Origin of the sequence: Chloroflexus sp. (genome assembly GCF_034431535.1) — a bacterium.
Classification (GTDB): domain Bacteria; phylum Chloroflexota; class Chloroflexia; order Chloroflexales; family Chloroflexaceae; genus Chloroflexus.
This window is the reverse complement of the sequence record NZ_DAOUDC010000012.1, coordinates 215,202-241,486: the sequence shown is the minus strand read 5'-3', so window position 1 is coordinate 241,486 and position 26,285 is coordinate 215,202. Positions and strand designations below refer to the sequence as shown.

General features: G+C 57.9%; 26 protein-coding genes and 1 pseudogene. 11 read left to right on the top strand and 16 right to left on the bottom strand.

The annotated features are described in order from the left end of the window. Window positions 1–302: 302 nt before the first annotated feature. From U9R61_RS03315 to U9R61_RS03280, 9 genes and pseudogenes are all read right to left on the bottom strand, one after another. Complete coding sequence (locus U9R61_RS03315; RefSeq protein WP_322487397.1) at window positions 303–956, bottom strand: hypothetical protein; 654 nt, start codon at window positions 954–956, stop codon at window positions 303–305. 119 nt (window positions 957–1,075) lie between these two features. Further along, on the bottom strand, window positions 1,076–1,774 hold the full coding sequence (locus U9R61_RS03310; protein WP_322487396.1) for a ferric reductase-like transmembrane domain-containing protein: 699 nt from the start codon (window positions 1,772–1,774) through the stop codon (window positions 1,076–1,078). A gap of 79 nt (window positions 1,775–1,853) precedes the next feature. After that, window positions 1,854–2,372, bottom strand: coding sequence for a sensor histidine kinase (locus U9R61_RS03305; RefSeq protein ID WP_416208817.1), 519 nt, complete (start codon window positions 2,370–2,372; stop codon window positions 1,854–1,856). Next, window positions 2,355–2,528 (bottom strand): annotated as a pseudogene (locus U9R61_RS03300) (histidine kinase dimerization/phospho-acceptor domain-containing protein); the annotation flags it as partial. The gene U9R61_RS03305 and the pseudogene U9R61_RS03300, both read right to left, overlap by 18 nt. Then, the gene (locus tag U9R61_RS19900) at window positions 2,483–2,677 is read right to left on the bottom strand and encodes a HAMP domain-containing protein (protein WP_416208811.1); all 195 of its coding nucleotides are present in this window, start codon (window positions 2,675–2,677) and stop codon (window positions 2,483–2,485) included. The gene U9R61_RS19900 and the pseudogene U9R61_RS03300, both read right to left, overlap by 46 nt. Further along, window positions 2,674–3,249: a hypothetical protein gene (locus U9R61_RS03295; RefSeq protein ID WP_322487395.1), complete on the bottom strand. Its 576-nt coding sequence runs from the start codon at window positions 3,247–3,249 to the stop codon at window positions 2,674–2,676. Before U9R61_RS03295 ends, U9R61_RS19900 begins: the two co-directional genes overlap by 4 nt. Then, the gene (locus U9R61_RS03290) at window positions 3,239–3,877 is read right to left on the bottom strand and encodes a response regulator transcription factor (RefSeq protein ID WP_322487394.1); all 639 of its coding nucleotides are present in this window, start codon (window positions 3,875–3,877) and stop codon (window positions 3,239–3,241) included. The genes U9R61_RS03295 and U9R61_RS03290 overlap by 11 nt, the downstream gene beginning before the upstream one ends. Before the next feature lie 185 nt (window positions 3,878–4,062). Next, the gene (locus U9R61_RS03285) at window positions 4,063–5,238 is read right to left on the bottom strand and encodes a DUF58 domain-containing protein (RefSeq protein ID WP_322487393.1); all 1,176 of its coding nucleotides are present in this window, start codon (window positions 5,236–5,238) and stop codon (window positions 4,063–4,065) included. 257 nt (window positions 5,239–5,495) lie between these two features. After that, window positions 5,496–7,058, bottom strand: a complete 1,563-nt coding sequence (locus tag U9R61_RS03280) for an ATP-binding protein (protein WP_322487392.1) — start codon at window positions 7,056–7,058, stop codon at window positions 5,496–5,498. A 459-nt stretch (window positions 7,059–7,517) separates the two neighbouring features. Between U9R61_RS03280 and U9R61_RS03275 the strand changes: the two genes are divergently transcribed. From U9R61_RS03275 to U9R61_RS03240, 8 genes are all read left to right on the top strand, one after another. Beyond that, a complete protein-coding gene (locus tag U9R61_RS03275; RefSeq protein ID WP_322487391.1) occupies window positions 7,518–7,805 on the top strand; it encodes a helix-turn-helix domain-containing protein in 288 nt (95 codons plus the stop codon). A 91-nt stretch (window positions 7,806–7,896) separates the two neighbouring features. Further along, window positions 7,897–8,262, top strand: a complete 366-nt coding sequence (locus U9R61_RS03270) for a roadblock/LC7 domain-containing protein (RefSeq protein WP_322487390.1) — start codon at window positions 7,897–7,899, stop codon at window positions 8,260–8,262. 72 nt (window positions 8,263–8,334) lie between these two features. Beyond that, entirely contained in the window at window positions 8,335–8,829 is a 495-nt protein-coding gene (locus U9R61_RS03265; protein ID WP_015941405.1) for a roadblock/LC7 domain-containing protein, read from the top strand. Window positions 8,830–8,895: 66 nt separating this feature from the next. Then, window positions 8,896–9,483 (top strand): GTPase domain-containing protein, encoded by a 588-nt coding sequence (locus tag U9R61_RS03260; protein WP_322487388.1) that lies wholly within the window; start codon window positions 8,896–8,898, stop codon window positions 9,481–9,483. Window positions 9,484–9,531: 48 nt separating this feature from the next. Then, the gene (locus U9R61_RS03255) at window positions 9,532–10,332 is read left to right on the top strand and encodes a DUF4388 domain-containing protein (protein WP_322487387.1); all 801 of its coding nucleotides are present in this window, start codon (window positions 9,532–9,534) and stop codon (window positions 10,330–10,332) included. A gap of 91 nt (window positions 10,333–10,423) precedes the next feature. Next, window positions 10,424–11,941: a bifunctional phosphoribosylaminoimidazolecarboxamide formyltransferase/IMP cyclohydrolase gene (gene purH, locus U9R61_RS03250; RefSeq protein ID WP_322487386.1), complete on the top strand. Its 1,518-nt coding sequence runs from the start codon at window positions 10,424–10,426 to the stop codon at window positions 11,939–11,941. Between the two features lie 95 nt (window positions 11,942–12,036). Next, entirely contained in the window at window positions 12,037–12,654 is a 618-nt protein-coding gene (gene hisIE / locus U9R61_RS03245; protein WP_322487385.1) for a bifunctional phosphoribosyl-AMP cyclohydrolase/phosphoribosyl-ATP diphosphatase HisIE, read from the top strand. A 25-nt stretch (window positions 12,655–12,679) separates the two neighbouring features. Continuing rightward, on the top strand, window positions 12,680–14,680 hold the full coding sequence (locus U9R61_RS03240; RefSeq protein WP_322487384.1) for a response regulator: 2,001 nt from the start codon (window positions 12,680–12,682) through the stop codon (window positions 14,678–14,680). Window positions 14,681–14,705: 25 nt separating this feature from the next. Here the strand turns inward: U9R61_RS03240 and rimM are convergent, their stop codons facing one another. The 7 genes from rimM to U9R61_RS03205 all read right to left on the bottom strand — a co-directional run bounded on the left by rimM (window position 14,706) and on the right by U9R61_RS03205 (window position 20,782). Beyond that, window positions 14,706–15,215 (bottom strand): ribosome maturation factor RimM, encoded by a 510-nt coding sequence (gene rimM, locus U9R61_RS03235; RefSeq protein WP_322487383.1) that lies wholly within the window; start codon window positions 15,213–15,215, stop codon window positions 14,706–14,708. A gap of 62 nt (window positions 15,216–15,277) precedes the next feature. Then, complete coding sequence (locus U9R61_RS03230) at window positions 15,278–15,505, bottom strand: KH domain-containing protein (protein ID WP_322487382.1); 228 nt, start codon at window positions 15,503–15,505, stop codon at window positions 15,278–15,280. A gap of 23 nt (window positions 15,506–15,528) precedes the next feature. Then, entirely contained in the window at window positions 15,529–15,798 is a 270-nt protein-coding gene (rpsP, locus tag U9R61_RS03225; protein WP_322487381.1) for a 30S ribosomal protein S16, read from the bottom strand. 108 nt (window positions 15,799–15,906) lie between these two features. Next, complete coding sequence (ffh, locus tag U9R61_RS03220) at window positions 15,907–17,259, bottom strand: signal recognition particle protein (RefSeq protein ID WP_322487380.1); 1,353 nt, start codon at window positions 17,257–17,259, stop codon at window positions 15,907–15,909. A gap of 77 nt (window positions 17,260–17,336) precedes the next feature. After that, window positions 17,337–18,536, bottom strand: a complete 1,200-nt coding sequence (locus tag U9R61_RS03215) for a hypothetical protein (RefSeq protein ID WP_322487379.1) — start codon at window positions 18,534–18,536, stop codon at window positions 17,337–17,339. Window positions 18,537–18,549: 13 nt separating this feature from the next. Then, entirely contained in the window at window positions 18,550–19,962 is a 1,413-nt protein-coding gene (locus U9R61_RS03210) for a cytochrome c (protein WP_322487378.1), read from the bottom strand. 124 nt (window positions 19,963–20,086) lie between these two features. Further along, window positions 20,087–20,782, bottom strand: coding sequence for a Crp/Fnr family transcriptional regulator (locus U9R61_RS03205; RefSeq protein ID WP_322487377.1), 696 nt, complete (start codon window positions 20,780–20,782; stop codon window positions 20,087–20,089). Between the two features lie 452 nt (window positions 20,783–21,234). Here U9R61_RS03205 and U9R61_RS03200 point away from each other — a divergent pair, with 452 nt between their 5' ends. The 3 genes from U9R61_RS03200 to U9R61_RS03190 are packed head-to-tail and all read left to right on the top strand — an operon-like array spanning window position 21,235 to window position 26,284. Continuing rightward, window positions 21,235–23,196: a PAS domain S-box protein gene (locus U9R61_RS03200; protein WP_322487376.1), complete on the top strand. Its 1,962-nt coding sequence runs from the start codon at window positions 21,235–21,237 to the stop codon at window positions 23,194–23,196. A gap of 38 nt (window positions 23,197–23,234) precedes the next feature. Continuing rightward, complete coding sequence (locus U9R61_RS03195; protein ID WP_322487375.1) at window positions 23,235–25,709, top strand: hypothetical protein; 2,475 nt, start codon at window positions 23,235–23,237, stop codon at window positions 25,707–25,709. Continuing rightward, window positions 25,709–26,284: a hypothetical protein gene (locus U9R61_RS03190; RefSeq protein WP_322487374.1), complete on the top strand. Its 576-nt coding sequence runs from the start codon at window positions 25,709–25,711 to the stop codon at window positions 26,282–26,284. The genes U9R61_RS03195 and U9R61_RS03190 overlap by 1 nt, the downstream gene beginning before the upstream one ends. Window position 26,285: the final 1 nt, after the last annotated feature.

The following is a 26,285-nucleotide window of genomic DNA, read 5'->3' as shown; positions in this document are numbered from 1 at the left end:
TTGTGATGAGCCATTTTGCCCTCACCCCCAGCTCCTCACCCACTGGCGCGGGAGCGGGAAGTGTAGCACTGGGCATTGAGGCATTGCACAGCGATCAACCGTTGTACTCAATCAGATGTTCTATCCGCCCCTCAAGCCACTGGTGTAGGAGAGGGGAGTGTAGAACTAAGCTGTGAGGCATCACACAGTGATCAACGATTGCGAGCATTCAAACGTTCTATCAACCCTTCAAAGGTGTGGAGGTGAACGGATTCGCACAATCACCCAATTCGTGTGCATCCATCGCCCACTGTCCTCTTCACCTAGATCACAGACTCGCGCGGGTGCAACAGCCGTCTCCGATTGCCAGCTTCGTGGGTATCCGTAGCCAATTTCCAAACGGACGCAGGACAGTAATCCACGTGCTTAACGCAGCGTGAACTCTTCACTGATGATCTGGCTGCGCTGAACCCCTGCGCAACGAACTGATCGGTGAGGGCATGCATCATCGCCGGCGGTCCGCAGAGCAAGATACGAGCTGTTGCGAGCCGATCGCCGGCCAATACCGCCACCCGTTCCGCTGTGAGCCATCCATCGCTGGACGCCACATGCAGGTGAAACCGGATCTGCGGCGTCCGTGCAGTCAGCGCCATAATTTCGTCGAGATAGATTGCGTCATCCGGTTCGCGCACTGTCCAGATAAAGGTCATGTTGCCAGCATAAGCTGCTTGACCCTCAGCAATGTGGCGCAATAGGCTGAGGAACGGCGTAATGCCAATCCCGCCCGCGATCCAGATGGCAGGCCCGGCTGCCGCCAAGCCGCGCACCCCGAACGTCCCGTATCCACCGAACACCACGACCTGATCGCCGGGCATGAGTTCGCCCAAGCGAGCAGTGTAATCACCAAGGCGCTTAGCCGATAGGCGGATCGTTCGCTCATTATGGATCGCAGAGAATCGAGAAGGGATGCTGTTCATCTGGCAGACCAGCTTGCGAGTGCGTCACCGCCAAGAAGACGAACTGGCCCGGCTGAAACTGATGCGGTTGATCGAGTGTCAGCGTCAATTCGGTGACGTTGTGGAAGCGCGTAACCCAGCTAATCGTCCCGTGGCGCCGCGGCCCCCACTGGTGGTAGAGGAACGACCGGTAACCGGTAGATCCAAGCGTAACCGCCGATAATGGTAAGCAGCCACAGATACCAGTCGCCTTGAGCAACAATCGCGTGCGTGCCGCCGAAGAGGTATGGCACCCCCATCCAGCGATGCGAGGCTAGCCAGCGTTGATACGGAAAGCGTACCCAAAACGTCGCTACCACCAGCAAAGTCAGCAACACCACCCCAGCGCCACCGAGCGTATATGAGAGGTCAAGGCCGGGAATGATATAGGTGGCGGCAAGGCCCCAATCAGGCAACGCTTGCGCCAGCAGGATGCCGAGGTGAAGCAGAATGAGGGTGAGCGTCCAACGGCCTAGTAATCCGTGCAAGGCGTAGACGCGGTCAAGACCGCCGAAGAGCTGTTCGACCCAGCGCCACCGCGTGGCAAGCACAACGTTCAGCCCAAACAGCAGAAAACCCCAAAAACCGAGCGAGGTGCCCAATTCATAGAGCGGGTCGGCAGTATTGCCGGGAAGCGTGAGGGTTGAGTCGGCAATCCGCACATCAATCGCCAGCCACACATTGTAGAGCGACACCAATACCACATAGCCGCACAAGGCATAGATCGCGAGCGTCGCTGGGGTGTACCGGCGCAGCATATCAAGGAACGGAACAGATGGAACACGCGATAGAGTGATCATAAACCTCCTCCAACCAGCCTCTTGTTGGCACTCTATCGCTGTTCCATGAACCACGGTTAAGAAGATGGTAAGAACACTCTCATGATTCGGGTGCAGTTGTGAACAAGGGGAGACGGACTGTCACCGTTGTTCCTTTGCCGGCGACGCTATCGATCGCCAGTGTCCCACCGTGCGTGCGGACTATTTCCTTTGCGATCGCGAGACCTAACCCACTACCACCCATGCTCCGCGACCGATCAGCCGCACCACGGTAGAAACGCTGACCAAGGAATGGCAGATGCTCTGGGGCAATGCCTTGACCGGTATCGGTCACAGTGGCAACCGTCCATGTCCCCTCACGACGGAGACGCACCGTCACGCTGCCGCCAGCCGCCGTAAACTTTAGCGCATTATCCAACAGATTAAGAAACAGCCGTCCAAGCTGGCTGAGATCACCGGTCACCAACAACGGCTCCATAGCTTCAGCGCGCAGTTCTATCCCACGCGCTCCGGCTAGATCGCCCACGCTCTCGATAACGCTAGCCAACAGTTCATCAAACCGGAGAGTTTCTTTAGCGGTATGCAGCTCGCCATCGTCGAGACGGGCCAGCAGCAGCAAATCGTTACTCAATCGGACAAGCCGGTCAACATCGCTTGCCAGTGCTTGGAGAAACGTAACGTATTCCTCAGTGGAACGCGGCTGGTGCAAGGCCACTTCGATCCGGCCTTTCAAAGCAGCCAACGGTGTCCGGAGCTCGTGGGCGGCATCGGCTGTGAAACGCCGTTCGCGGGTAAAGCGGCCGCAATCCGATCAAGCATTGCATCAAAGGTGGTCGTTAAGCGGCCTATCTCATCAGCAGGCCCGGTATAGCCAATGCGATGGGTCAGATCACTCGCGCTGAGCGCAGCCGCAGTGCTGGTCATGCGATCAACAGGGGCAAGCGCGCGCTGCGCCAGAAACCACCCCCGGCCGCGGCGAGGATCAGCACTAACGGAAAACCGAACAACATCTGCGCGCTGAGCCGTTCTAACGCCGCTTGCACCGGGCTGAGCGGTTGGATCACGTGCAACCACGCCACCATCGTGCCATCAACGCCAACAATTGGCTGCGCATAGATTCGCCAGCGCGCCGCATCGCTTTCCAACGTTGCATAGCCGGCCCCCAGTGTTGGTCGGATGGGAGCATCGGCAATCCCCAGCGTATCAAGCATCTGGCCGTTGTCGTTGATCAAACGCAACCCAAAACCGGCGTTGGCGAGTTGCCGCGCAATATCGGTCGAGCGATCAAAGCGCGGCCCAGCGCCGTCAAAGGCCAGCGGCGCTTGAGTGGTGGCAACGGCTAAGGCCGCATCAAGCTGCGCCAACAAGCTTTGCTCAAGACTGATGTAGAGGTAGCCGCAGAAGGCAAGGAGGGTCAGCGCGAGCAGGGCAATATACCACGCGGTGAGACGGAAGCGTAACGGGACGCCAAACAGAGGCTGACGATTAGGCATCATCAGCCTCCCCCACAAGCCGGTAACCGAAGCCGCGCACTGTCTGGATGCGCAGATCACCTTGGCCTAGCGCGAGTTTGCGGCGTAAGTAGCCAAACACATCGACGACATTGGAGTCGCCGGCATAATCAAGGCTCCAGATGTGCTCGGCGATCTGGGTGCGCGTCAATGCTTGGCCGGCATGGCGCATCAGATAGGCGAGCAGCGCGAACTCACGCGCACTCAGTTCGATCGGAACGCCATCCCGGCGAACACTGCGCCGCAAGGGATCGAGTTCGAGATTCCCCACCCGCAGCACCTGATTCGCTTGCAACGGCGGGCGGCGCAGCAGTGCGCGCACTCGCGCGAGCAGCTCGGCAAAGGCAAACGGTTTGGTCAGATAGTCATCAGCACCGGCTTCTAACCCAGCGACGCGGTCATCCACAGTTGCACGCGCCGTAAGGAAGAGCACCGCCGTCCGCACGCTCCAACGGCGCAGCTCAGCCAGCACGTGTAAGCCATCAAGGCCGGGGAGCATCCCGTCAAGGATCACAACATCGTAGGTCGCCACCCGTAGCGCCGCCAGGCCCTCTAGCCCATCAGCGGCGACATCAACGGTGAAACCAGCTTCGGCCAGACCTTGCCGCACCACTGCAACAAGCTCGCATCATCTTCAACGAGGAGAATACGCATAGGGCGATATGAGCGGGTGAGAAGCGCTTCTAAAGCGCAGCGTTTTTAATGTATTCCTGTATCATTATAGGTCTTGGCAAAGTTGCCGGCAAATAGAGAGGCGGATGGTTGCCAGACCTCCGTCGCTCCCTGTTCATCCGTATCCTACACTCCTTCACCCTTCCGTGGCGCCCAATGCATCTGCACACCGGGCACCGCCGGCGGCGGCGCAGCGCCGCAGTAGATCCACACGACCCGGAAGCCCAATTCCCGCAAGCGCAGGAGCGTCGCTCGGATCGGCTCGGCGGCCACGGCGCCGATCAACACAATCGTCGCGCCGGGGTGGAGTTCGGGGGTAATGAGGCGGAGCAAGCGCGCGCCGGGCAACACCGAGTAGGCCGTCAGCCGGGCTAGCGTTTCCATGATCTGGCTCAGTTGGTTGGGGCTGCGACCGGGTGGCAGTCGGACGAGATGTTCATCGGCGGCGGGCGCACCGTTGGCGTAGAGACCAACCGCGTGACCGGCGGCAAGGCTGCTGCGGGCCAGAGTTGCCGTCACGCTGATCAGATGCTCCACCAGTTCGGGATCGATACCTTGAAAATAGAACTCAAAGGTGTCGAGATCAAGCACGAGGGCTAGTGTATGCGATGTCGTCGGCTCGTAGACGCGGGTCTGCAACGTGCCGGTGCGCGCCGTCGCCGCCCAATGCACATCCTTAAGCGGATCAGAGGGCGCATAGTCGCGCACGCCAACTACCCGCAGCGGGTCGCGCAGCAACGCCGGCGCGCGCATCAGCCCTAGCGGATCGCGGGCCGGCAGACCGAGTTCGGCCAGCGCCAACAGACGCGGGTAGACGAGCAGCGTCGCATCGACTGGGAAGGTCGCGTCGCTGCGATAAAGACCAAACGGATCACCGCTCTGGGCTTGGGCCGGCCCCAAGTGAAACGCGCCGCGCCGCTCGCACCGTAGCCGGTAACGCCAGATCACCCGCTCATACCAGCGCAGGCCGGTGCTGCGGCGGAGCAGGCTGGTCTGGCGGCTGCCGCTGAAGATGACCGGGGCATCGAGCGCGTGCAAGCCGTTGGGAAGAGCGTCGAAGATTTGGATTTGGGCGAGCGGCAATGGCTTACGGTTCGTGATGGTGATAGTCAGCATCACCTCATCGCCGGGAAAGGCGCGGGTCTGGCTCAGCTCACGGCGATAGTCGACCCGGCGCAATGCCCATCGCTGCCAAAGGCGGGCCGCGCCGAGGCTAGTTAATAAGGTGACGGCCAGCAGCGCCAATGCCGCTTGGCGCGCGAGCACGGCGAGGATCAGAATAGCGAAAAGGGCAGGAATCATGGTGCGATAACATCATTGCACGACTGCGCAGCAAGAGAATATGACACGACGAAACACGGGGGTAACGGATTGGCACAGATCGGGCAGCCTCGTTGCACATGCTTGTTTCCGTAGTCAATTGAAAAGGACACGGATAGACACGGGTACGATGGATTGGCACGGATCGGGCAAAAAAATGAAGGCCTCCGTCCTATCACCACTCTCAAACCGTGCGCATCCGTTACATCCGTGGGTATCCGTGTCCCATTTCCCATCCGTTACTCTCCCGGCAGACGGTGCCGGCTGAGCGGCAAGGTAAAGAAAAAGCGCGAACCGCGCCCGACTTGGCTTTCGACCCAGATCCGGCCACCGTGGGCCTCAACAATGGCGCGAGTAATAAAAAGACCCAACCCGCTGCCCGGCTGATCGCGGCGCAGGCGGGTATCAACGCGGTAAAACCGCTCGAAGATCAACTCCTGCTCTTCGGGTGGAATCCCGATCCCCTGATCAGAGACATAGACAATCGCCATCTCACCCTCAGCGCGAGCGCCGATCCGGATCGTGCCGCCGTTAGGGCTATACTTGGCCGCATTCTCGATCAAATTGGTGAACACTTGCCGCAGCCGCTCGTAATCGGCATACACCGGCGGCAGATCATCAGACACCCGGATCTCAAACTCAATCCGTTCGCCAACCTGTGCGGCAAAGCGGCGTACCACCTCTTCGATCAGCAGGCGCAGCGACACATCACTCCGTTCGAGGCGCAAGCCGCCAGCGGCAATCCGCGACACGTCAAGCAAGTCTTGAATTTGGCGGGCGAGCCGGTCGGCTTCTTCGCCGATCACCTGCAACGCCTCGCGGTACTGTTCAATCGTAAACTGGCCGTCAGGGCGCAGCATCGTCTCGGCAAAACCCTTGATGATACTCACCGGTGTGCGCAACTCGTGCGAAATCACCGAAATAAAGGTATTCTGGCGCTCCTCCTCAACCTTCTGGGCCGTAATATCGCGCACATTGGCGATCGCGCTGAGCAAATAGCCATGCGCACCGCGCTGCGGCGCGTAGCGGTTTTGAATAAACAGCTCGCGCCTGTCGCGCGTGGTAATGCGGCCCTCAACCACCGGGTTCGTCAGTTCGGGGTAGCGTTGCAATGGGCACTCATTGAGACAAATATTCACCCCTTGGGCATTGCGAATACCGAGCACCTCGGCGCAGGGACGCCCAATCGCCTCTTCACGCGACCAGCCGGTCAGTTGCTCCATCGTATGGTTAAAGGTGGTAATCCGCCAGCGGCCATCGATAATCATCACCCCATCGGCAGACTGCTCGATCAGCGCATTGAGATGCTGCTTCTCGCGCAACACACTCTGGAAGAGGCGGGCATTACCGACCGCAATCGCTGCCTGATCGGCGAAATCTTGCAATATCTGGCGATCATCAGCCGAAAACGCGACATTGAGCGCAGCGCGGAAGACATAAATCACGCCCAGCGGCGTCTCGCGCACCGTCAGCGGTAGCGCGATCATTTGGCGGAGGGGGATGCCGGTGTCGAGCGAGATTTCGCGCAGCGCCTGCGGGCCGAAGCGGCTAAGGTCAGCGATGGGGATGCGCAGCAAGGGGGTGAACGCCGGCCAATTCTCGCGCGGCAGTTGCGCGGAAGCCCGGATGCGCAACATCCCATCTTCTTCGTCGAACAAGGCAATAAAACCGAGCGTGCCGGCCAGCAACTCGACGGCGTAGGTGATAACCAGATTGAGCACACTGCCCAGATCGAGCTGGGCCGTCAGTGCGCGGCTAATCTGCAACAGGTATTCGCGTTGGCGCAGGCGGAGATCAGTCATCGTTGGGTATTGTACCACAGCCGGCATGGGCTAGGGCAATCACTACCCAGTGTAAACTTTTACACTCATCAGCATGCATGTTCGTGTTGGCTGTCAAGGATTACTCAGAATCCAGCAAGCGCAGATTTCCTCGAACACGACAGCGAGCTTGATCTCATGCGCTATCCCAACGCAGAGGCTATGCCGGCGAAGCAATATGACATTGTTACTATTTACACACCGACTCGACAATCCTAGTTCTGCATGATATGATAATAAAAAATTACACCCCAATACGGAAACTTGGTTTCGCACACTGTTCGTTGATGGCGCGAACAATGCCAGGCGATCGGGAACCACAGCAGGCGATTGCCTACCCCATCGCTATAGCAATAGTGCAACCCACCCGTACCAAGCTGAGCTGAATCCGGTGGCGATGCCGCGAAACGGGCGCCATCGCCTAACACGAGGAGAGGCGGCATGAAGTTGGACCTGAGCGGCAAGCGCGCACAGAAGCTGATTCGCGAACACAATCTCACCCCCGAGGAGATCCAGCAGATTGTGGCGGCTGCCCGGATCAACCTCGCCACCTTTGATCCCGGCTACCGGGCGAATGTGACCCAGATCGCCGACGAATTGCGCAAGAGCCGTCCGACCATTTACGGCTGGGCCGATCGGGCGCTGGCCGCCACCATCGACTCGTTGCGCAACATTCGCACTGGCCGGCCACCCAAAGATCGCGAGCGCACAAGCCCGCTCAGCGAGTGATAGGGCACGTTGGAAATGGTATGGTTCCACGACAGTGTATAATAGGTATTGATGCGCAGAGGGAGGTATCCCGGCGCGAGAGAGAGGCAGCATGAGCAGTGGGCTGAAAGAGCTTCTCGCCCGGTTCCGGGCGGTCGAGAGCGTAGAAGCAGCCGCCGTGGTCGCCACCGACGGGTTATTGATCGAAAGCGTGGCCCGCCCCGGTGTCGATATCGATGCCGTTGGCGCCGTGGCTTCCAACGGGCTAGCCATGGCTGATGCGTTAGGTCGTGAAGTAGCCAAAGGCAGCACCGTGCAGGCAGTGTTGGAATACGATGACGGGTTGGTCTTGATCGAGCCGATCAGCGATGACGCCATGCTCTTGTTACTGACGAACTCGCGCGATGACCTTGGCTTGCTCCGGTTTCTCGCCGCCAAATATCGCGACGAGATGATCGATGCGCTGAGCGCAATCTGACAACGGGTATGCTATAATTTTGAAAAGCGACGCATCGACTCTCGCCACTCTCAGACGTGAAGGTAGGCTGCGATGGATCCTCAGTTGACAAGTATCATCGTGCCCTCAGAAGAGATCGCTCAGATTGAAGAGTGTCTTGCCCGTTTGGTGGAAGACACCGGCAGCGATTACGCCCTCTTGCTCGACAAAAGCGGTCAGGTCATCTCTTCCAAGGGTGATGGCGACCGGCAAGACATTACCGCGCTCGGCGCGTTGATTGCCGGCGTGTTCGCTTCCTCGCGCGAAGTTGCCAAACTGTTGCGCGAACGCGATTTTCGCGCCTCGTTCCAACAAGGCGTGCGCGAAAACATCTTTATCGCCCTGATCGAAGAGCAGTGGATTCTGTGCATCATCTTCAATAAAGGGACGCATATTGGCTTGGTGAAGGTCTTGACCAAGAAGGCGACCGATGAGTTGGCCGCCGTGCTCGAGCGGGTGCGCCAGCAGCACAAGGCTCGCGATGAAGTGCTTGGCTCGGCGTTCCGCACGTCAATGGAAGACACGATCGATCTGCTGTTCCGCGATTAGCCGCGCTCCTGCCCTGCCGATTGGCCGTGTCGGCGCTCGCGTTCGACCGGCTACGCGAGAGAATGTATGGCTCTGATTAATGTCGCTGCGCGTGAAATACACTGCAAGATCGTCTACTATGGCCCCGGTATGTGCGGCAAGACCACCAACTTGCAGTACATCCACAGCCAAGTGCCGAAAGAAGTGAAAGGCGATCTGCTTTCTATTGCGACTGAAACGGAACGAACGCTCTTCTTTGATTTCTTGCCGCTTGACCTTGGTAAGGTGCGCGGGTTTCAGACCCGGTTTCACCTGTACACGGTGCCGGGGCAAGTGCTTTATGAACGAACCCGCGTCGCGGTGTTGAATGGCGCCGATGGCGTGGTGTTTGTGGCCGATTCGCACAAGGGCAAGATGCAAGAGAACATCAATAGCTTGCGCGAGTTGGCGCAGAATATCACGCGCCAAAATAAGCGATTTGCTGATTTCCCGATCGTATTGCAATACAACAAGCGTGATTTGCCGCCCGATGTGTTGGCTCCGGTGGCGATGATGGATCATTTCCTCGGCGTGAGCAAGATGAATTGGCCGCGAATTGAGGCGATCGCAACCAAAGGGGTGGGGGTATTCGAGACGTTGCGCGCCATCAGCCGGGTGGTAATCAGTAAGCTGTAGCGCTGGCCAAAGCAGTGTGGCAGCCGGTAGATGAGGTGAGGCGCAGCTATGGCGCTGGCAGGCGATCTGAGTGAGTTCTCGCTCACCGATATTATCCAGTTGTTACAGTTGAGCAAAAAGACCGGCGGGGTTGAGATTGATGGCCGCCGTGGCGGGCAAAAACTGACCGGCTGGATCTTTTTTCGCGATGGCAAGATTGTCGATGCGAAATTGCCCGGTCTCGAGCCGCTCGAAGCTGTCTATGCCTTCTTTACGGTCACGAGTGGCCCCTTCCGCTTCCACGAAGGGGTAACGTCGCCGCAGGTCACCATTACCGCGAGTAATGAGTCGATCATTATGGAGGGGGTGCATCGCCAAGAGACGTGGTCTCAGCAACAAGAGGCTGGGCCAACGCTGGCGATGGTGCCTCGGCTGGTGCCGAACCCGGCCTCCGGCAACGTTGAGATTAGCCTCGGCGCGGAAGAGTGGCGAGTGCTGACGATGATCAACGGCAAGCAGACGGTTGGTCAAATCGCCCAGCGTAGCGGCCTCGGCGAAGTGCGCACGTGCGAGATTATCGCCAAGCTGATGCAGAGCGGACTGATCGAGCGGCGCGAGGCGGCTGCCGGCGAGTCGTTGGCGCCGGAGTTTGAGCAGATTGCTGCCGGCTACCTCGGCGCCGGCGCGAATGTGCTGTTGCAAGAAGCGTACCGGATCGCCGGCGTGACTGACCCCTTGCGCGCTTCGGCTGCCCAGATGCTCGCCGCCGCTGATGCGTTTGAAGCTGAAGCGCGCCGGTTGATCGGCGCCGATCGGGCAGGTCAAGCCGCTGCCCAACTCCGCGAGCGCGCTCGCGAGTTGCTCGTTTGATCTATGGTACAATGGCAAGGCGCGACCCTGCCCGTCGCTTCGGGCAGGTTTTTGATTCTAGGTGCCGCAGTTGTGTATTGAGGAGCGTATCGTGCGCGCATTAATGAGCGTCTACGATAAGTCGGGCATCGTTGCGTTTGCGCAGGCGTTGCATGCATTAGGTGTTGAGATTATCTCCACTGGTCAAACGCAGCGTGTGCTCCGCGAAGCCGGCATTCCGGCGCTAGCGGTCAGCGAGGTCACTGGTTTCCCCGAAATTCTCGATGGTCGTGTCAAGACGCTGCATCCGGCCATCCACGCCGGTCTGCTCGCCCGCCGTGATCTGCCAGCGCATATCGACGAACTGGCTGCGCATGGCCTTAAACCAATCGATTTGGTGGTGGTCAATCTCTACCCGTTCGCGGCAACGATCGCCCGGCCCGGCGTCACTATGGCCGAAGCCCAAGAGCAGATCGATATCGGCGGCGTCGCGTTGTTGCGGGCAGCCGCCAAGAATTTCCCCGCAGTGCTAGTGCTGGTCGATCCGGCTGATTATGACGCAGTCTTGGCCGGATTACGCGCCGGCGAGGTGCCGTTGGCTGAACGGCAACGGCTAGCGGCCAAAGCGTTTGCCCATACCGCCGAGTACGATGCCACCATTGCCGGGTATCTCCGCACCGAATCGTTGCCCGATGTGCTGCCGCTGGCGTGGCGCAAATACCAACCGCTCCGCTACGGAGAGAACCCGCATCAGGCAGCCGCGCTCTACGGCGATTTCGGCGCCTTCTTCCACCAGTTGCACGGCAAAGAGCTGAGCTACAACAATATTCTCGACACCACCGCAGCTCAAGAGTTGATTGAAGAGTTCCCCGCTGTTGAAGGGGCAGCCGTGGCGATTATTAAGCATACTAACCCGTGCGGCGTGGCCGTGAGCCACGATCTGCGCAGCGCGTGGGAGGCGGCGTTTGCTACCGACCGCGAAGCACCGTTTGGCGGGATTATCGCGGTGAACCGCCCGGTTGACCTCGCTTTCGCTGAAGCGGTGAATGAGATCTTCTCGGAAATTATTATCGCGCCGGATTTTATGCCTGATGCGCTCGAACTGTTGCAGCGCAAGAAGAACCGGCGCCTGTTGCGCAGCCTGCGCCCTGTCACCAGCGCCGGGAACTGGCAGATCCGCAGTGTGCCCGGTGGAGTGCTGGTGCAAGAACCGGATCACGCGCCGCGCGCTCAGGAAGAGTGGCGAGTTGTGACCAAGCGCGCGCCGACCGATGCTGAAGCGGCGGCGTTGCGCTTCGGCTGGCGGGTGGTGAAGCACGTGAAATCGAACGCGATCGTCTATGCCGCCGCCGATCGCACCTTAGGCATCGGCGCAGGCCAGATGAGCCGGGTCGATAGCTCACGCTTGGCGGTGTGGAAGGCGCAACAGGCTGGGCTCGATTTACGCGGCAGCGTGGTGGCAAGCGATGCCCTCTTCCCCTTTGCCGATGGGGTCGAAGCAGCGATTGCCGCTGGCGCAACCGCCATTATCCAGCCCGGTGGTTCCGTGCGCGACGAAGAGGTTATTGCCGCCGCCGATGCCGCTGGCGCAGCCATGGTCTTCACTGGCCGCCGCCATTTCCGTCACTAGTAGGGTCGCACCGCCGTGCGGCCCGCCAGCACGGCGGTGCGACTCGCTCACACAAGCGGTTCATCCGCCCCAATATGGAGGATTGCGACTCTATCATGGTACAGATGCGCGACAACGAACTCTTACCGGTCATCGTCCAACATGCCCGCAGCGGCGAAGTATTGATGCTCGGTTATATGAATGCGGAAGCGCTGGTCGCAACACGCGAAAGCGGCTTCGTCACCTTCTACAGCCGGTCGCGCCAGCGCCTGTGGCGCAAAGGTGAAACCAGCGGCAATACCCTCCGCGTCGTCGAAATGCGGCAAGACTGTGACGGTGACGCACTATTAGTGTTGGCAGAGCCGGCCGGCCCCACATGCCATACGGGCCGGCCAAGTTGTTTCTTCCGCGATCTCGACGAAACCGAAGTCGCCGGCCCGGTACCACCGGTTGCCATCGTGGCCCGGCTGGCCGACCGTATCCACCACCGCCGTGACGCGGCCCCGACCGAGTCGTATACGGCTAAGCTATTGCACGGCGGCGTTGACCGGATCGGCAAAAAGATTGGTGAAGAAGCGGCGGAGGTGATTATTGCCGCCAAGAACGGCAATCCGGCAGAAGTCGCGTATGAGCTGGCCGATCTGATTTATCACAGTCTGGTCTTGCTTGAGAATCAAGGCATGACCGCTGAGGCGGTGTGGGCCGAACTGGCCCGTCGCTACGCTTCCTCGTAATCAACGGAGATTGCGGGCTAACGCTATGAATAGTTGGGCAGGGCGAGTATTAGTCATAGACGATGATCCACAGTTGCGCGATCTGTGCCGGCAGACGCTGGCGCGGGCCGGGTTTGTCGTTACAACGGCGGCTAATGCGCCAATGTCGCTCGAAGCGCTCGACCTGTCGAGCTTCGATCTCGTCGTGGTGGATCTCGCCATGCCAGAGATGAATGGGCTGCAACTCCTCGAGCAGATCCGGTTGCGTGACATTAGCGTGCCGATTCTGATCGCCAGCGGGGTAGCCTCGGTTGAACAGGTTGCCTACGCGATGCGGCTTGGCGCGCGCGGCCTGCTCATCAAGCCCTTCCGCCCGCATGAGTTAGCCGAGATTGCTCGCGAGCTGGTCGCGAAACGGCAAGCAGTGCGGGTGAGCGATCGCGTCGCCGCACTGCGCCCTGTCTTGCAGATCAGCCAGCACCTCTTGGCCGAATTGGATCTGGCCCGGCTCTATGCTTTGATCATCGAAACCGTGCGGGTAGAGATCAACGCCGAGCGCGCCTCATTGATGTTGCTGGAGCCTGATGAACAGGCGTTGCGGATCGTCGCTTGCACCGGCTTGCCAGAAACAGTGGGGATCGGCACGTTGGTGCCAGTTGCGCAAAGCCTATCAGGATGGGTGATCCAGCATCGCCAGCCGTTGCTGATCGATTCGCAAGTAGCGGTATCACCGTGGTTTGTCGATCTCCGCCAACACTTGCTTGCGCCGGAATTGACCACGGCGCTATCAGTGCCGATTATGGCCGGCGAGCGGGCGCTTGGGGTGCTGAATGCCGCCAAAGCGACACCGCACGCCGCCTTTACCATCGCCGATCAAGAACTGTTGCAACTTTTGGCCGGCCAAGCAGCGGTCGCACTGGAAAATGTGCGCCTCTATAGCAAAGTATCGCGTTCAGAGGCGCGCTACCGCGCGCTCTTGCGCCATGCCAACGATGCGGTGCTCTTGCTCGATGCTACCGGCACGGCGGTGCTCGACGCTAATCTGGCGCTGGCTCGTCTGTCAGGGTATAGCAGCGACGAGTTGTTGGCGCTTGATCCGGGCCGTTTCTTGCCGACCTTGCCCCAATTGCTGGCTACCGCCGTCAATGGCCGGAGCGAGCAGCGCGAGATTGAGACGATGCTCTGTACTGCGACTGGCCACGAGACAGCGGTAGCCGTGAGCGTGAGCGTCGTCCCCGATGGCGATCAACGGCTGTTTTTGGTGATTGCACGTGATATTAGCGAACGCCAACGCATGGTGCGCGAGCTGGCCCAAGCCGAAAAATTGGCCGCCATCGGGCGTTTGTCGGCCTCAATGGCGCATGAGATCAACAACCCGCTCCAAGCCCTCTCGAATGCGGTGCGGTTGTTGCGCAATCACGATCTGCCCCCCGATCGCCGTGATCTCTATCTGACCAAAGCAGCTGCCGAACTCGATGGCCTGATCCACCGCGTACAGCGCATTCTCGACCTTTCGCGCCCCAATCTCGAAGGACGGCGACCGGTGGATCTCAATCAGGTGGTGAATGATGTGATTGCCACCTATCGCGCCACTATGACGGCCCGCGGCATCAAGTATATCGGTGAATTAACTTCAGCGCTGCCGTGGGTGACAGCCGTGATTGGGCATCTCAAGCAGGTCTGCCAAACGCTGGTGCAGAATGCGATTGAGGCAATGCCCGACGGTGGCACGCTGCGCATCCGCACCTATCTGCGACCACCCGATGGGGAGCCGGATCGAGCGCTCTTTTGGCGAGCCGGTGGTGGATCACGCCAACCTCTCCCCGATCCGGCAGTGGGGTTGGAGATAAGCGATACCGGGATTGGCATTGCCCAAGAGGATGTTCCCAAAATCTTTGAACCCTTTTACTCCACCCGTTTCAACGGCTTGGGTCTAGGGCTACCATTGTGCTACAGTATTGTTGACTTTCACGGTGGGGAATTGTGGGTCCGTTCCCAACCCGATCAGGGAACGACATTCCGAGTCATCTTGCCCGCTGCTCAGTAATACCGTATCGGTGCATTCGCGAGCGTTAGTCAAGCAGACCATCAATTGGCCGAATCACCAACCGACGCTCGACCAGATCGATAGCGACGATAAAATCGCGCACCATGGGCACGAGAGCATCAGAGCGACCGTCGCGCGCAATCACAGCAATCTCGCCCGCGCCGGTTTCAAGAATCTCGCGCACCTCACCGATCGCATCGCCGGTATCAGTCACTGCTTGCAGCCCAATCAGATCGTGATAGAAGAACTCATCCGCCGCCAGCGGCGCGGCATCGGCAGCAGCGATGTAGACTTCGGCGCCGCGCAGATCGGCAGCCGCGTCGCGATCGGTAACGCTCTGCAATTGGATGATCAGCAACCCCGGTTTGTGTAAAAAGAGGCGCGTCACCTGATGCGGGATGCGCTTGGGGCCGATAAAGACGGTGCGCAGATGGCGGATCAGGTATTCGGGATGGCTCGAAATCGAATGGAGTTTAATCTGGCCGCGAACGCCAAACGGGGCGCCGAGCGCACCAATGTAGAGAAGATCATCCATATTTCGACATACCAAAACAGCCGGCCGGTCGCTTGCGCCGGCCGGCTGCCTGCTAAGAACCGTTATTCAATATCAACGTGAACCCGCTTCTTCTGGCGAGCCGCCGCCACACCCATCAAATCGCGGATCGCCTTGGCTACCCGCCCGTTGCGCCCGATCACCTTACCGGTTTCCGAGGGAGCGACGGTCAATTGGTAGGTCACCGTAAAGCGACCGGTACGCTCTTTGACGCGCACGGCTTCTGGGGTGTCAACCAGATTACGGGCAATATATTCGAGGAGCGCCTTCATCGAGCTCTCTCCATCATTGACGATTAGGCTTCCGTGATCACTTTGCCCTGCTCGTCGAGAATGTTGCGCCGTTGGAATAGCTTGACCACCACCTCGGTCGGCTGTGCGCCAACACCGAGCCAGTAGCGAGCGCGGTCGGTATTCACCTCCAGCACCTTGGGCTGGCGAGTCGGTAGGTAATAGCCAATGGTCTCAATAAACTTCCCATTGCGCGGCGAACGCGAATCGGCGACGACAATGCGATAGCTGGGTTGCTTGGTTTTACCAGTGCGGCGCAGACGAATTTTAACCATAGATCGTATCGTTCCTCATTCGTAGACCAATATCACACACTAGCCGCATAGTATAGCATAAATTGGCGCGAGCGTTGCAAACAGGCACGCAGGCGAACCCGGTTGCCCTTAGCGCAACCGGCGCAGCAGCTCGTTGGGATCGATGCCACCACGACCCTTTCCGGCTTTACCGGCAAGTTTCTTCATCATCCGCTGCGTCTGTTGGAACTGCTTAACCAACTGGCTCACTTCTTCTTCGGAAGTGCCGCTGCCGCGCGCAATCCGCTTGCGCCGGCTGCCCTTGATAATTTCCGGACGGCGCCGTTCTTCCGGCGTCATCGAGTAGATAATCGCCTCGACCCGCTTGACGTGCCGCTCATCGAGCAACTCTTCGTTGCGGGCCAACTGGTTCAGACCGGGGATCATGGCAATAATCTGCTGGAGCGGCCCCAACTTCCGCATCTGATGCAGCGAATTCAAGAAATCTTCAAAATCGAACTCGCCTTTGCTCAGACGCTTTTGCATCTTCTTCGCCTGCTCGGCGTCGTAGAGCTGCTCGGCTCGCTCGATCAGCGAGAGGACATCACCCATCCCAAGGATGCGCGATGCCAACCGGTCGGGGTGAAAAACTTCCAGCGTATTGCCGTCAACCTTCTCGCCGGTGGAAAGAAACTTGATCGGCACCCCCGTCACGGCGCGCACCGACAAGGCCGCACCGCCGCGGGCATCGCCGTCCATCTTGGTCATCACTACACCGGTCAGCTTGACACGCTGATTAAACGCCTCGGCGACACGCACCGCCTCTTGGCCGGTCATTGCATCGACCACCAGCAACCGCTCGATTGGATGGACGCGATTCTCGATTTGCTCCAACTCTTGCATGAGCGGTTCGTCGATCTGCAACCGGCCGGCGGTGTCGATAATCACCACATTAAACAGCTCTTTGCGGGCATGTTCAAGCGCATGTTCCGCAATATCAGGCGGGCTGGCCTGCGTCCCCTCACTATAGACCGGGATGTTGAGCTGGCGGCCCAAAGCCTGCAACTGGGTAATTGCCGCCGGGCGATACACGTCGGCGGCGACCAGCAACACGCGCTTGCCCTTCTTGCGCAGATGCAGCGCCAGCTTGGCCGCCAACGTCGTCTTACCGGTACCTTGCAGACCGACCAGCATGATCACCGTTGGGCCGGGTCGTGCTTCTTGCAGGGGGACGCTTTCGGTACCCAACAGGTTGATCAGCTCTTGATGGACAATCTTGATCACCTGCTGGTGCGGGGTAAGGCTCTTTGTTACTTCTTCGCCAATCGCCTGCTCAGTCACTTTGGCGACAAAATCTTTGACCACACGGAAGTTGACGTCGGCTTCAAGCAGAGCCAAGCGCACCTGCTTCATCGCTTCGCGCACGTCATCTTCGGTGAGAACTCCTTTGCTACCGAGTTTCTGGAAGACCGCCTGTAGCCGATCGGAAAGACTTTCAAACATAGCCGTACTCGTTTCGTTCTTTACCCGTACAATGCTATTTGCATTGTACGGGCGAAGAACGAGAACGTCAATTGTGACTATTTCAAAAAGAAGGTTGCGTAGAGGCCAACCAGTAAGAAGAAACCAAACCACGCACCTAGCATACCGGTTGCGATTGAACCAAACCGCTCTACCCGCGGCGACGGTTGGGTATCGCCGTTGCCACCACCCGACCGGTAAAGGACGAGGGCAAGGTAGCTTATCACCATCACACCTACCACCGTGGTAACGCTAAAAATCACGACCGAACCCCAATCGATGCGGTAGGGATACTCGGCTACCGAATAGCCAAACCGTGCCAAGGAAACGGTTCGGATTACTTCGCGAATCACACCGACACTCAAGAGGGTTCCAATCCACACCAAGAGTGAGCGAGGCGCGTACCGCAACGGCTGTTTGAGCGTGAAGAAGTAGGCGGTTAGGCCTGCGCCAAGGGCCGGCAATACAATACCTAGCGGGAGACCGATGCCAAACGCTCTGCCTTCGGTCGCAGCCCAGAGCAGCCCGGTTATTGCATAGAGCGGGCTGATCGCCAGCCCGAGTCGCCGGCCAAGTTCGGCGACCCACTGCATAAAATCGGCATCGGCTTCATAGCGGCGGAAGTACCAGCCAAAAAGCATCAGCACCACGGCCAAACTGAGTCCGGCTTGCAACGGCAGTAAGAAGAATAGCCGGGGCAAGTTGTAAGCGTGAAACACTATCCCGCGCGTGTCGACAATCCCGTTCGGAGCATACCATTCCATCCAACGCTCCGGACGGATCGAAACGGCAGCCAGCACGTGCATCACCCAACCGGCAAAAAAGAGCAGGATGAACGACCCAATTGCCGACCAAAGAAGCTTCCCGTCAGGGCTGCCTTTAAGATAAAACAAATACGCAAGGCTATAGCCACCCATCACGACAAAGATAAAGAGCACCGACCAGAAACCGGTGAGGGTATTGGCAGCGTACCAGATCGGATCGTAAATGGTCTGGACAAAGAGTAACGGTGCAATCCCGGTCACGATCCCCAGACCAACTGCATTAGGTGTCAGACGAGCCGCGACCCGGGCCAGCCGGAGCCGGTTCGGAGTCGGAAAGAGGAAGCCCCAGATCGACAAGCTACTCGAACCGAGAGCCAACGTGACGAAAAAGATGTGCAACACCCACGTCACGACTAGCAATACCTGCAACACCGGTGGAAAGAATGGTGCCCCTAACGGATCACGCATCATCCGCAGCATGTCACCGACGTTCATATCGACCTCCTCATTATTTGACACTATGAGCGGCAGTTTGTGGATTACGTTGCTGTTGCTGATAAAAATACTCGAGATAGAGTGCCATAAAGGCACGTTCCTCATCGGTACCAACGACCGGATGCATATACGGGAAGCCACCAATTGCTTTCAGGTAGTTCTCGATCTTGTCAGCCGTCGTTAGGTTACGCCGCTCAAGCAAATTAACCAAGGAACGCAACGCTAGCCGCTGATTAAAGACGGTGATCGCCGTTTGATTGCTCACGTTGTGGCACGAGGCACACTGTTGAATAACCAATGTTCGCCCGATGGCAACTTCACGTGAAGGTAAACCGGCTGCGATCGGTAGCACCGCAACCGCGTCGGGTTTCGGCAAAAACGGTAATGAACCCAGCATACCGCGTTCGTTCAGCCCTTGTTCTTCGCGTTGAATGCCACGGGCCGGGAGATCGGCGAAGACCAGTTGGTTTGACGACATATAACCGGCGATAATATCGGGTTTACGCATCACTTCCCGGGTACGTTCGGCACCGAAAATAGCACCAAAGAGTACCAGCATCGCACCAAGGGCGATCAATTGATGTTGACGGCGTGGCAACCACAATGCAAAGAGGAGTCCGGCAAACGTAGCCATCAATCCACCGCCAATTACCGTGTAGGTAATCGCGGGAATCGCCGGTGAACGCAGGATGATCTTCGCATGTTCTGGCAAGACCGGCTCAAACCAGAAGAACCAGATGCCTAACGCGACACCCAAACCGCCTAAACCCATTGCTGCTGCCCGGCGGATAATGTATTCACGGGCAAAGTATCCTTTCGGCAAGCCGGTCGAAATGAGTAATGCCCAGGCAGCAGTGATGGTAAACATCAATGAGAAGCGGAGTAAAATCTGAGGCCAGAATGTAGGATTGAAAAAACCGTTGAGGCTGTTACCGGTTTCCAGCCATAGACCCGGTGTTAATTTAAATGAGAGGATACCAACGATAATCGTGAGGGTACCGGTTCCGCCAAGTGCTAAGATCCACGCCAGCCGTAAATGGGTACGTGGACTAACCCGATCAAACGAATAGTAGTAGGCGATAATTCCCACAACATCGATCAGGAACATGTACCATTCTGCACCCCAGTAGAAGACAAAATTGTGGATCAAGGTTGAGATACCTCGTGGGTTAGCCGCCGTCGTGGTTTGCCAAATACCCACCCCGGCCATCGCGCCAAACACGTAGGCAAACACGAGCAAGCCAAGCGCACTGCGCTTCAGGTACACGTACAATTCTGGTCGCTGTTCGTATACCGCCCGTCGTTCAAGGTAGAGATTAAACCATGCCGCTGCGACCGTCAGGTGGGAAGCTAGTACGTGGAAGGCTGAAACAATCGCCACGTACATCGCCGAGTGGATGAAGAGACCTTCCCAAATCGGATACATACACCCTCCTTCGTGACAAACATCACGAATAACCTAGATCGAGTATACATCCAGGAGGGTGATACATACGTTGCGCTAGCGCAACATTTCTCTTAGAAACGGTAGCAATGCGTGGTGAGGAACGTTATGCATCGAACCGAGCGGTGATCGCCGCCAAATCAACCATGAGTAGGTGGGCCGATGGGAAGACAACAAGACCCTGTTGTTGCCATTGATGGAGCAAGCGACTGATCGTATAGTGACTGACTCCGATCAGGTCGGCCAGATCACGTTGCATAATCGGAATGGTGATCCACCCATCCGCTTGTGGTACACGATGGTACTGATCTGCTAATCTACGCAGCGCGTGGGCCAATCGCTGCTCCACCGATTCGGTAGTCAGTTCGAGTACTTGTTGTTGTAGATCTTCACGTAATTTGGCTAAGATCTGCAAACTATTTTGCCGCAACTGCGGATAAGTCTGTGCGAATGTTTGCATCACTGTTGCACTCCAGCGCAACACAAGGCTAGAAGTGATGGCCTGTGCCGACAAAGTATAGATCGCATTGGGAAATAATGCACTAATACCGAGAATCTCAGGTGGAATTGCTAATCTAACCACACTTTGTCGTCCGTTTGCAGCCAATTTATACAGTCGAAACCAGCCGTCTTTCACCAAATAAATCCACGTTGCCGGTGTTTGTTCGGTAAATAGGATCGTGCCGCGCTGGACCCGTAGCGGGTGGCCGGCGGCAAGAATGGTGGCAATAGTCGATACATCTAAACCTGCAAACAACGGCGCTGATAGGAATGGTTGCATCATTGTAGGTACGATATTCATCGGATGATGCCATCACTCCAAATGATATGAGGTTTCATTTGTCTGTCAAGTCGAACATCTGAGATTTGGACATGAAGTAGGACACCCAAGTTAACAATGAGAAGCCTCCTAACCGATCCCTTTGGTTTGCCACACCTTCTATACTTGTCATAGCAAACGGACACGCCGACTTGTCAGATTGCTCGCTGCGCTCGCAATGACAGGAGGGGCCGGCGGGCTGTGTCATCCGCCGCACCTTGGGCAGCCATCCCCAACCTGTGCACTATCGATCTGAACGTGATCAGATATTTTTACGTTTGTAACGATCTTTTTCCTTGAATTGTGGTGTTATCTATGCTATACTTGCCCAAGTACTGCCCCGCCTACGCAGTTTCCCCCGTCGCATTTCCATAGTACCATCATCCTCGTCAACAAACCAATCGTATCCTCACCCTATCATAGGAGCCGATAGTATGACTACACCCGATCTGGCGATTCTACAAGCTGAGTGTGAACAATTGCGTGCTCAAGTAGCCGATCTGCAAACCCAATTGCAGCGTTTTCGGCGTATGGTGGAGGATACCGATCAACTGATGACCGAAGTCGATGCTGCTGGTCGCTTTACCTACGTGAACGCGGCAGCCGAACACTATTTTGGTGTGCCACCGGAAGCTTGTTTAGGCCGATTATCACTTGAATTTCTGCATCCCGAGGATCAAGCGTCAGCACGACAAGCGCTCATCGAGTATGTGCAGCGTCATGAACGCATGCTGACGATTGAGAATCGGATCGTGCATCAGTCGGGGCAGGTTATTCCGATGCTCTGGACAATCACTATTCACTACGATGAGCAGGGCCAGTTTGTCAGTGCCACCTCGATTGCCTCAGATATTACGAGTATCCAGCGTTTACGCTCTGAGCTGACCGAAAGTCGCACAATGTTGCAATTGGTGATCGACAACTTGCCGCAAGCTATCTTTTGGAAGGATCAAGACGGTCGTTTTCTTGGCTGTAATCACCGATTTCTCGTCGATGCCGGCTTGTCATCGATAGCAGAGGTTGTTGGTCGTACTGATTTTGATATGCCTTGGCACGAACAGGCAGCGGCTTACCGTACCGACGATCTGGCGGTCATGCAGAGCGGGCCGAAATACTATCTTGAGGAACCGCTCACTCGGCACGACGGAACGCTGATCTGGCTCCGGATCAGTAAGATACCGCTGCGTCGCAACGGCGACGTGATCGGGGTATTGGGTATCTATGAAGATGTAACTGCGCTCAAACAGCAAGAAGAAGAGCTGCGTACCTTTAAATTGCTGGTTGAAAATGCACCTGATGGGATTGCGATTGCCGACCCTCAATTGAAGTTGCAGTATACCAACCCGGCGCTGGCGGCAATGCTAGGATACGAGACGTTGGTTGGCATGACCGTACACGAAATCTTTCATCCACCCGATCTCCTGCTACTCGAGCGGATCGCTGAACAGGTGATGCAGGGGCAGACGCCGCGCGAGATAGTGCGTTATGTCCATCGTGACGGCAGTTTGATTACGGTGCAAGCTTCGGCATTAGCCCTCCGTGATCGCCATGGAAATTTGACCGGCTATGCCTCAATCAACCGCGATATTACTGAACAACTGCAAGCCGAAGAGGAGTTGCGCCGTAGTGAGCGCCGGAACCGCGCTCTCCTCGAAGCAATACCCGATCTGATGTTTTTACTCAGCACCGACGGTGTGTTCCTCGATTACAAAGCCGACCGTAGTGGGCGGCTACTGCTCCCACCGGAAGCCTTTCTGGGTCGGCCGGTAACCGAGGTGATGCCCCCCCACCTAGCCGAACAAGTGCGGTACCACATAGAACAGTTGCGTCTGACCGGTGAGATGCAGCAGTATGAGTACCGGCTCGATTTTGGCGATCAGGTTGAAGAGTATGAAGCGCGCCTGGTGCTAAGCAACGATGATATTATGATCCTTTCCCGCAACGTGACCGAGCAGCGCCGGGCCGAACGTGAACGTACTGCGATGCAAGAGCAGATCATCGCCGCCCAACAGGCGACACTGCGCGAATTGAGTACGCCGTTGATGCCGATTGCTAACGGCGTGGTGGTGATGCCATTGATCGGTGCGATTGACACAACACGGGCGCAGCAGATTATGGAGACGCTGCTGTACGGGGTTGCCGAACATCGGGCACAGGTAGCAATCATTGACATCACCGGGGTGAAGGTAGTTGATACGCAAGTCGCCGGGGCATTAATGCGCGCCGCTCAAGCTGCGCGAATGTTGGGAGCACAGGTGCTTTTGACCGGTATTAGTCCTGAAATAGCACAAACCTTGGTCCATATTGGGGCTGAACTGCGTGATCTGGTTACAAAAGCAACGTTGCAAGAGGGGATTGATTACGCTTTGAAGCGACAGATGGCAGTTCGGCGCTAAACAAGCATCCATCTCGCTTCTGGTATAATCCCTATGGTATGCAACCGCTTGAGTTACAAACGGGCCAGCGCGTCGCGGTGGCCGGTACCATCCTCCATAACAGCGCGCGGACACTGGTAGTTACTCCCCCGCCGCACCAGCCCGTGGCAATCACCCGCGGGCAATTGTTGGTGTTGTGCGAACCGGTGGGGCCAGCCGAGCGCGCTGAACATGCTTGCCGGATTGTCACCAAGGCCATCCGCCAGACCTTCTACGAAAGCGACGCCACCAGCGCCGCATCGGCGCTGCGACTAGCGATTGTCGCCGCCAACAAGGCGTTGTATCAAGACAATATGCGCGCTGCGCCAGACCGCCGGATCACTGTAGGTGTGACAGCGGCAGCGTTGTTAGGCAACGATCTCCTTATTGCCCAAGTGCAGCCGGCGCAGCTCTTCTTGCGCACCGGCAACAAATTACGCGCTATCCCAACTCATCCAAGCTGGGATCCTGCGCAAGTGAATGTAGCGCACGTAGCGCTGACCGGCGCGCTAGGCGCCAGCTTGTTTGTCGAACCGGAGTTCTTTCGTGCCGTGGTACAACCGGGAGACGCGCTGTTATTGAGCAGCAGCGCGTTGATCACCCGGTTTGACCCGCCAACGATGACGGCCTTATTAGCCAGCGGCGACCCAGCAGCGATGCTAGACGCTGCTTATGAGCGGGCAAGCGAACTGACGGCGATCGAACTCCTCGCGTTAACCGTCCAAGTGCCACAGCCGCAACCGGTTGCCCCCCTACCACCAGCACCCGCACGCCGGTTAACGCGCTGGTTCCGGCGCGCTCCCGATCTGCCGGCCCGCCAACCAGAACCGGTGTCTGATCCGCTGGCAGTGCCACCACCACAACCCGCCTTCTCACCCAACCCATTGCCACGCCCGGCTCCAATTGATCTCGGCGAGCCGCTCGCTGAACGGATTGCCCAACGGGCAGCGCCCTTGCCGCCCTCAAGCATGCTCGGTGAAGACCCGCCGCCGCCACCGATTGATCTTGGCGATACATTCACTGATGCCCGACCGTATGGCTTACGCCATCCCTTGCGCCCGCCATCTGCCATGACATGGGGCGAGCGGCTAGCATGGCCATGGTTTGCGCTTAGCGACATCGTGCGCGAATGGCGGCGCGAACGCCAACTGCGCCGGAAATCGCTCACGGTCAGCAGTTACGTTCCCCGTGGACGCGGTCTCACCTACCGGCGCACAGCGCCACCCTTCCCGTGGCAATTGTTGCTGATTACGGTGTTAGTGGTGGCTGGTGCCGTGCTCTATGGAATGAATCTGTCGCAGCGCAATAACCTGCAATTAGCCACCGAATATCTGGTAGCCGCTGAAGAACGAGTGGCGGCGGTGCGCACCGCACCCGACGAAGCTGCAGCGCGTGAGGCATTGCAAATAGCCCAACAGGCGATCGAAGCGGCCCGCGCGAGCGCTGAGATAACGGTCACTAATCCGGGGTTATGGCTGCGCTTTGGCGAACTCGAACGCGAGTATGAACGATTGCTGGCCGCCGTGGATCGGGTGTCGTTCCTTGAACCCGTTGTGCTCGCGCGCCACCCGTTACCGAATGGTGTGTTTACCACGGTAGTTGTGCCTCCAGCCCTGAGTGGCGTGGCTGATCCGAACCGGCTCGAAATCGTGCGCTACCTCTACGCGCTCGATAGCGATCGCGATGCGGCGCGCTTGTACCGGATCCCCCGCGATGGCGGCACACCAGAACCGTATCTCGAACCCGGCCAACCAGTCGGCGCCGCAATTGTCGGGTCGCTTCGCGCGGCGCTCTGGCGGATCGATCAAGTTGTGGCGATCGATCAAGCGTCAAATGGGTTCGGCTATTATTTCCGCCAGAATGACACGTGGAACTACTCGAAGTTGGGGAGTTCGGAAATCTGGCCGACCCCAGAGCGGCTGGATGTGGAGGAGTATGCCGGCAACCTCTATGTGTGGGGAGCGCAAGCTGGTGAGGTGTTGAAGTTTGCTTCTGGCCGTTACGGCGACACCCCGGAATTCTGGCTCAATCCCGGCGTCACCCGCGATGCTGCCGTTTTGTCAGCCGTTGATATGGCCGTGGATGGCAGCATTTATCTGTTGCAAACTAATGGAACAGTACTCGTCTTTAGTTTCGGGCAACTAGTTGGCCAGATTGTGCCAGCCAACGTCTCACCGCCCATCGCGGAAGTGACGCGCTTTGTGATCACTGGCGCACCCGATGCCGGCTTTATCTTTATGCTCGAACCGGCCAATCAGCGCATCTTACAGCTTGACAAGCGCACTGGTGCGCTGATTCAACAACTCCGCGTGCGGTCTGAGGGTGAAATCAACTTGAGCCAACTCACCGTGTTGAGTGTGGATACCAGCGGCGCGCGGCCAGTGATCTACTTTGCTAGCGGTAATGTGATTGTGCGGGCGGAATTGCCGCCGCCACCGCGAAGTTTTCGTGACGAAGCGCAGCCATCAGTTGAACGCACCGGCGCGCAGAGGTGATGGGGTTCAATCGGATGATACATAGCGACCTTTGGCGCAAGACAGCCAGCATAGCAACGGTGCTCTGGCTGGCGCTTGGGCTCTTTCTCGGTGGTTGCGGCGCGGCGGCGCTTGAGGAGAATGTTGGACTGGGCGGCGTGACTCCCGAAGCGGTGGTTGAAAGTTTTCTCGAAGACATCAATGCTGCGCTGGCTGACCCCTTGCTCAACGAGGCAGCGACGCGACAGATGTGGGCCAACCGGCTCGCCAGCTATTTTGCCCCCGGTGAGCGCGCCGATCAACGGCAAGTGATGCGTGAGATGCTTGATGGGTTTGCCAGTGCGAACACCCGTCCGGCACGTGGCAGCCGGGCTGAGGTAACGATCAGTTATGATCGCACCCGGGTACTGCGTGCCGATGACCGAACTGCACTGGTAGAGATCGTGAATGCCGTCATGATAGTGCGTTGGCGTGATAACGAGGGGAACCTGCTGCTTGAGCGCAACGGTGCCTTATTACGGCTGATCGGGCGGGAAGAAAGCGGCTTGCCGGTCATCAGGGTGGATGGTCGCTGGTATCTGACCGAGGCGGGGTGAG

Excerpts from the sequence above, each read along its gene's own strand:
- U9R61_RS03315 (WP_322487397.1), bottom strand. The coding sequence starts at position 956 with ATGAACAGCATCCCTTCTCGATTCTCTGCGATCCATAATGAGCGAACG.
- U9R61_RS03310 (WP_322487396.1), bottom strand. The coding sequence starts at position 1,774 with ATGATCACTCTATCGCGTGTTCCATCTGTTCCGTTCCTTGATATGCTG.
- U9R61_RS19900 (WP_416208811.1), bottom strand. The coding sequence starts at position 2,677 with ATGACCAGCACTGCGGCTGCGCTCAGCGCGAGTGATCTGACCCATCGC.
- U9R61_RS03295 (WP_322487395.1), bottom strand. The coding sequence starts at position 3,249 with ATGATGCCTAATCGTCAGCCTCTGTTTGGCGTCCCGTTACGCTTCCGT.
- U9R61_RS03285 (WP_322487393.1), bottom strand. The coding sequence starts at position 5,238 with ATGATTCCTGCCCTTTTCGCTATTCTGATCCTCGCCGTGCTCGCGCGC.
- U9R61_RS03280 (WP_322487392.1), bottom strand. The coding sequence starts at position 7,058 with ATGACTGATCTCCGCCTGCGCCAACGCGAATACCTGTTGCAGATTAGC.
- U9R61_RS03275 (WP_322487391.1), top strand. The coding sequence starts at position 7,518 with ATGAAGTTGGACCTGAGCGGCAAGCGCGCACAGAAGCTGATTCGCGAA.
- U9R61_RS03270 (WP_322487390.1), top strand. The coding sequence starts at position 7,897 with ATGAGCAGTGGGCTGAAAGAGCTTCTCGCCCGGTTCCGGGCGGTCGAG.
- U9R61_RS03265 (WP_015941405.1), top strand. The coding sequence starts at position 8,335 with ATGGATCCTCAGTTGACAAGTATCATCGTGCCCTCAGAAGAGATCGCT.
- U9R61_RS03260 (WP_322487388.1), top strand. The coding sequence starts at position 8,896 with ATGGCTCTGATTAATGTCGCTGCGCGTGAAATACACTGCAAGATCGTC.
- U9R61_RS03255 (WP_322487387.1), top strand. The coding sequence starts at position 9,532 with ATGGCGCTGGCAGGCGATCTGAGTGAGTTCTCGCTCACCGATATTATC.
- hisIE (WP_322487385.1), top strand. The coding sequence starts at position 12,037 with ATGGTACAGATGCGCGACAACGAACTCTTACCGGTCATCGTCCAACAT.
- U9R61_RS03240 (WP_322487384.1), top strand. The coding sequence starts at position 12,680 with ATGAATAGTTGGGCAGGGCGAGTATTAGTCATAGACGATGATCCACAG.
- rimM (WP_322487383.1), bottom strand. The coding sequence starts at position 15,215 with ATGGATGATCTTCTCTACATTGGTGCGCTCGGCGCCCCGTTTGGCGTT.
- U9R61_RS03230 (WP_322487382.1), bottom strand. The coding sequence starts at position 15,505 with ATGAAGGCGCTCCTCGAATATATTGCCCGTAATCTGGTTGACACCCCA.
- rpsP (WP_322487381.1), bottom strand. The coding sequence starts at position 15,798 with ATGGTTAAAATTCGTCTGCGCCGCACTGGTAAAACCAAGCAACCCAGC.
- ffh (WP_322487380.1), bottom strand. The coding sequence starts at position 17,259 with ATGTTTGAAAGTCTTTCCGATCGGCTACAGGCGGTCTTCCAGAAACTC.
- U9R61_RS03215 (WP_322487379.1), bottom strand. The coding sequence starts at position 18,536 with ATGAACGTCGGTGACATGCTGCGGATGATGCGTGATCCGTTAGGGGCA.
- U9R61_RS03210 (WP_322487378.1), bottom strand. The coding sequence starts at position 19,962 with ATGTATCCGATTTGGGAAGGTCTCTTCATCCACTCGGCGATGTACGTG.
- U9R61_RS03205 (WP_322487377.1), bottom strand. The coding sequence starts at position 20,782 with ATGAATATCGTACCTACAATGATGCAACCATTCCTATCAGCGCCGTTG.
- U9R61_RS03200 (WP_322487376.1), top strand. The coding sequence starts at position 21,235 with ATGACTACACCCGATCTGGCGATTCTACAAGCTGAGTGTGAACAATTG.
- U9R61_RS03195 (WP_322487375.1), top strand. The coding sequence starts at position 23,235 with ATGCAACCGCTTGAGTTACAAACGGGCCAGCGCGTCGCGGTGGCCGGT.
- U9R61_RS03190 (WP_322487374.1), top strand. The coding sequence starts at position 25,709 with ATGGGGTTCAATCGGATGATACATAGCGACCTTTGGCGCAAGACAGCC.